This is a genomic window from Streptomyces sp. NPDC057137, from assembly GCF_042670825.1.
In the GTDB taxonomy this organism is placed as follows: Bacteria; Actinomycetota; Actinomycetes; order Streptomycetales; family Streptomycetaceae; genus Streptomyces.
This window is the reverse complement of sequence record NZ_JBHUUW010000137.1, coordinates 1-4,660: the sequence shown is the minus strand read 5'-3', so window position 1 is coordinate 4,660 and position 4,660 is coordinate 1. Positions and strand designations below refer to the sequence as shown.

The following is a 4,660-nucleotide window of genomic DNA, read 5'->3' as shown; positions in this document are numbered from 1 at the left end:
TGCCGGTCGTACAGGTCCGAGAACGCTCTTCCGGAGAGTCGCCCGGCCAGTCGTGCGCCGACCGGGACAGCGGTAGTCGGTTCCTGGTCCTGGACTGGATGCGTCATGCGATCCACCTGCCGCGGGTCCGTGTGATCAGGTCCGCCGGGGGCAGGGGCGCTCTCTGCACCATAGACCTCCGCAACCCTCATGGCTACCACGCGGTTTGAGGGCCCGACGCCGGCAGCGGCCGGCTCGGGGCCGACGAGTTCGGGGACTCGCGGGATGCCGTACACCCGAGGCTCATCGCCCCGAACTCCGTACGCGGCCCTGCGTCAGGGGCTGACGGGCACCGTCGCCCATCGGCGGATCACAGGCCCGTTCTGCCGCCGACCGCTTCGACGATGGCGACCGCGACGGCCACCGCCCGAGCCGTGACCTCGTCGCGGGGGAGAGTGGCACATCGCCCGCCAACCAGCTCTCGGTCAGGGCGAGCACCGCGCCGACGACCATGCGGGCGCCGACCGCTGCAGTCGCCGGCGCCGCGAGAGCTGGTGGAACAGCGTCATGGGCCCCAAGACGTCGGAGTTCACCGCGCGGGAGTCCTTTCGCCGATAGGCGGCGACCGGCTGCCCGGCAGTCATCCGGCGTCAGGTGCTGCACGAGCGGCTGGCGATCCGTCGGTGCTACTGGCGCTCCGAGTCGTTGTCGTCGAGCAGTTCTTGGACGCGACGGCGTAGCTCGTCGCGGACCTCGTCGGGGGACAGCACGCGCAGCGGCGTTGCGAGGCGGAGCAGATAGTCGGCGAGTTCCTCGGGGGTGAAGCCGCCGATGGTGACGATGGTGGCGTGGCTGCCGTCGGGCCGGTGGGTGCCGCGGTTGTGCGGGACGACCAGCAGTGCCCGGTCGAGGGAGAGGGGGAGGCGGACGGTGGTGTAGAGCGGGTAGTCGCTGGTGAGCATGCGGGCGACGAGGAGCGCGGCGTCGGGTGGGTCGGCGAACTCGGTGACCTGGCCGGTCGATCGCGTCCCGGTGACCCGGTCGGCGCGGAAGGTCCGCCACTCGCCCCTTGTGACGTCCAGGGCGACCAGCTACCAGCGGTGGCTGGTGTGCACGAGGCGGTAGGGGTCGATGTCCCGGACCGTGCTTCTGTTCTGCCGGTCGCGGTAGGACAGCCGGGTGCGCTCACCACTTCGGCACGCGGTGGCCAGTTCCAGCAACATCCCGGGGGAGACCTGGCGTTCGTCGGATCGGGGGGTGTGGACGAACGCGGCGTCCAGCTCGCCGAGCCGGTCGGCGATATGCGTGGGCAGCAACTGCCGGAGTTTCAGGAGGGTGGAGAGAGCCGCCTGGTCGGTGCCCAGGACACCGCTGAGCGCGGCCTCGCGCAGCGCCACCGCCACGGCGAGTGCCTCCTCGTCGTCCAGGCTCAGCGGCGGCAGTTTGCCGCCGCCGCTGAGCCGGTAGCCGCCCCAAGGGCCGGGGCCGGAGTGGACGGCGTAGCCGAGGTCGCGCAGCTTGGAGATGTCCCGCCGTACGGTGCGCTCGGTGACGTCCATGCGTGCGGCCAGCTCGCTGTTGGTCCACGACGGGCGTGTCGACAGCAGCGAGACCAGCCGCAGCAGCCGGGCCGAAGTGCTGATCACAGCCCGCAGTCCATGGCGCGACCAGGACCGAAGGTGTCCTGGTCGCGTCGTACTGTCTGACCTGTGAGGGAACGGCCTGGTCCGGGCTCGGCTCCCTCATGCCGATCACTCTCACCATTCACTCTCAGTCAGAATCGAGGCCCGCCATGGCAGTGAAGAATCTGGGCGATTTCAAGGCGCTGGAGGCCTTCTTCGAGATCGTCGGGCAGGGGCTCGACGATCTGGTCGACGGGGGTCAGTTCTTCGAGTGGTTCGCCGACGACGCCGTGACCGAGTTCGTGGTCACCGTCCCCGGCTACCCGAAGAGGATCGAGGGTCGGGATGCCCTGGCGGAGCTGTACCGGGGCTACGGGGACGCGCTGTTCGCGGAGCGTGCCGACGGCCTGGCCGTCCACCATGACCGTGAGACCTCGGTCGTCGTCCTTGAGTACGTGGTGCACGGCCGGGTGGTCGCCACGGGGCGGCGGTACAGCAACCACTTCGTCTCGGTGATCACCATCCGGGAGCGGAAGATCACGCACTGGCGTGACTACCTCGACCAGTTGGCCGTCCTCGACGCGCTCGGGGCCGACGTGCCGGCACGCGCGACGGACTGATCGAGCGGGGCTGCCGAGGTCCCCCCGTCTAGGGCTTCTTCGCCGCTCGGGCCCGATGGGCCGCGACTGTCGTCCGGCTCGCGCACGCGTTGGAGCAGAACCGGCGTGTCCGGTTACGTGACTGGTCCGCGAAGTAGTTTCCGCACCCGGCCGCGGCGCATCGCCCCAGCGTCACCGCCGGATCCCCGGCCGCGACCAACGCGAGCTTGGCCGCGATCAGTTGGCCGACCCAGCGCTTGGCCGGGGTGCCGTTGCGGCTGAAGTGGATGTGCCAGCCGTCGAGGCCGTCGTGGTCGGACAGATGCATTTCCGGCGGGTAGTCGCGCAGCAGGCGGTGTACCGCTTCGGGGGCGGCGCCGTCGACCGACTGCGCCAGGGCCGCGCGTACGAGGTCCGGCAGTTCGCCGTAGTCGCCGCCCGGCGGCGCCGTGACCTCGTGCTCCGCGAAGAACGCGGCGACCAGTTCGCCGTGTTGGTCGAGGGTCCCGGTATTGGCCAGCTCGACGGCCAACCGCGTCACGTTCCCAATGTAGTCACCGTATTGCACTTGACCACCTACATCGCCGGTTCTTAATGTAGGTGCCATGCTATCTGATGACACCTACGTAGCCCGTCGCCTGCACATGCTCGGGGAGTGGGACGCCGCGCTCGCCACCTTGGGCCCGGACGCCGAGCCCGAGCTGCGCGCCGAGATCGCCGTAGACGGCTGGTTCTTCCGCATCGAGGGGCACGACGAGGCCGAGAAGGCGGTCGCGGCGCTCGATCCCGCGTCGCCGACTGCGCACCTGCTCACGGCGCGACTGGCCTACAGCCGCCTGCTGTTCCGGCGCGACCCCCGCGCCGACGACCGCGCCGTGGCCGAGGCCGGCTACCGCGCGGCGGCTGAGGGCGGCGACGAGAAGACGCGCGGTTGGGCCGAGTACCACTGGGCCGTCCTGCTGGACAACATCGACGAGGACGCGGCCGGCGCCCTCCCGCGCTACGAGACGGCACTTGAGATCGCGACGAAGTCCGACGACGGTTACTTCGAGTCCTACATCATCCGGCACCTCGCACCGCACAAGGAGCCCGCCGAGCGGATCGCGATGCTGCGCCGCTCACTCCACCTGCGCGCCGCGCTCGGCGCCCGGCCGCAGACGGTCGCCGCGCAGGCCATCCTCGCCGACAACCTCCCCGAGGACGACCCCGAGCGCGCCGAACTCATACGGACGTTCCGCCCGGGCGCGGAAGAGCTGCGCATCGGCTGGCTCCTGCCCGCGAACTGACCCGCCGAGCGCCCGGCCAGGAGGTCCGGCTGTGCACCGCCGTGCCCGGCTTGCCCTCCTGCGTCTCCAGGAGCGCCGCCGCCATGGCGTCCGGCTTCAGTCGGATGGCGCGAGATGCGCGCCGATGACGATGCCGACGAGGACCGTGCAGCCCCCGGAGAACGCCGGTGAGCCGGTGAAGTTGGAGGCGTACTCGGCAAGGCGGGCGTCAGCGGGTGCGGGGTTTCGGTGGGGAGGTGCCGCCCGCCAAGGGGGAGCGGGCCAGTTCGAGGCAGCCCGCCGTGATCAGGGCGAGCGCGAGGAGTTCGGGGAGCAGCCACCAGCCGGTGCGTACGCTCTCGCCGAACAGCGTCACGCCGTAGGTGATGCTAATCAGCGCGTCACCGAGCGTCAGCATCGGCTGCGACGCGACCAGGGAGCCGGCCTGGAGGGCGTTCTGAAGGAGGAACAGCGCGCCGATTCCGGCGACGGCGGTGGCGTACAACTGCCAGGAAGTGAAGAACGTGGCGAGCCCCGCCCCCTCTTCGAGCCTGGCCACGGCGTCCTTGAGAAGTGCGGCGGTCAGGGCGTACGCGCAGGCGGCCGCGAGGCCCAGCAGCGCGGCACGCGTGTTCTTCCGGGTCCGGCGCGCGGCGGCGATCAGCAGCGCCTCGAAGATCCCGGTGATGATCAGCGCCGGGACCCAGGAGAGACCGGCCACGGTCTCACTGCCGCCGGTGGGCGCGGCCGAACCGAGGCCCACCGCCAGGCCGAGGGTCACCGCGGCCACGCCGTACCAGGCGGTGCGCGGCAGGCTGGAACGGAAGACGTAACTCGCGATCAGCAGCGTCATGGGCAGCTCGATGACGAAGATCGGCTGTACGACGGCGATGGGCCCGGTCGCGAGCGCCACCGCCTGGCAGACCGCGGCCACGATCACCAGCGCGATACCGGCGAGCCAGACGCGTTGCCGGAGCAGATGCCCGATCAGCGCCAGGCTGAGGGATTCGGAGTCGGGCGCCGTGGAAGCGGCGCGCCGCTGGAGCACGGAGGCGGAGCCGTTGCTGAGGGCGGTCAGCACGGCGAACAGGACACTGATCACCGCCCCATCATGCGGGCGCCGGGCGCCGGGACTGCTCTCATCGGGGGCGATGCGGCCGCGCGGCGGCCGAACGGGTTATCCGCACGCGGCGGC

4 protein-coding genes and 1 pseudogene are annotated in these 4,660 nt (G+C 70.9%); 2 read left to right on the top strand and 3 right to left on the bottom strand.

Translation table 11 applies throughout. The annotated features are described in order from the left end of the window. Positions 1 to 665: 665 nt before the first annotated feature. Positions 666 to 1,625 (bottom strand): annotated as a pseudogene (locus tag ACFT9I_RS40120) (helix-turn-helix transcriptional regulator). A gap of 146 nt (positions 1,626 to 1,771) precedes the next feature. Here ACFT9I_RS40120 and ACFT9I_RS40115 point away from each other — a divergent pair. Then, positions 1,772 to 2,221: a nuclear transport factor 2 family protein gene (locus ACFT9I_RS40115; RefSeq protein ID WP_382572836.1), complete on the top strand. Its 450-nt coding sequence runs from the start codon at positions 1,772 to 1,774 to the stop codon at positions 2,219 to 2,221. Positions 2,222 to 2,249: 28 nt separating this feature from the next. Here the strand turns inward: ACFT9I_RS40115 and ACFT9I_RS40110 are convergent, their stop codons facing one another. After that, entirely contained in the window at positions 2,250 to 2,741 is a 492-nt protein-coding gene (locus tag ACFT9I_RS40110) for a CGNR zinc finger domain-containing protein (protein ID WP_382572835.1), read from the bottom strand. 64 nt (positions 2,742 to 2,805) lie between these two features. Here ACFT9I_RS40110 and ACFT9I_RS40105 point away from each other — a divergent pair, with 64 nt between their 5' ends. Further along, positions 2,806 to 3,486, top strand: a complete 681-nt coding sequence (locus ACFT9I_RS40105; RefSeq protein ID WP_382572833.1) for a hypothetical protein — start codon at positions 2,806 to 2,808, stop codon at positions 3,484 to 3,486. Between the two features lie 208 nt (positions 3,487 to 3,694). Here ACFT9I_RS40105 and ACFT9I_RS40100 read toward each other — a convergent pair whose 3' ends face one another. After that, complete coding sequence (locus tag ACFT9I_RS40100; RefSeq protein WP_382572830.1) at positions 3,695 to 4,567, bottom strand: DMT family transporter; 873 nt, start codon at positions 4,565 to 4,567, stop codon at positions 3,695 to 3,697. Positions 4,568 to 4,660 lie beyond the last annotated feature (93 nt).

Bases quoted from the DNA above. Each gene is read 5' to 3' on its own strand.
- ACFT9I_RS40115 (WP_382572836.1), top strand. From the start codon at position 1,772: ATGGCAGTGAAGAATCTGGGCGATTTCAAGGCGCTGGAGGCCTTCTTC.
- ACFT9I_RS40105 (WP_382572833.1), top strand. From the start codon at position 2,806: ATGCTATCTGATGACACCTACGTAGCCCGTCGCCTGCACATGCTCGGG.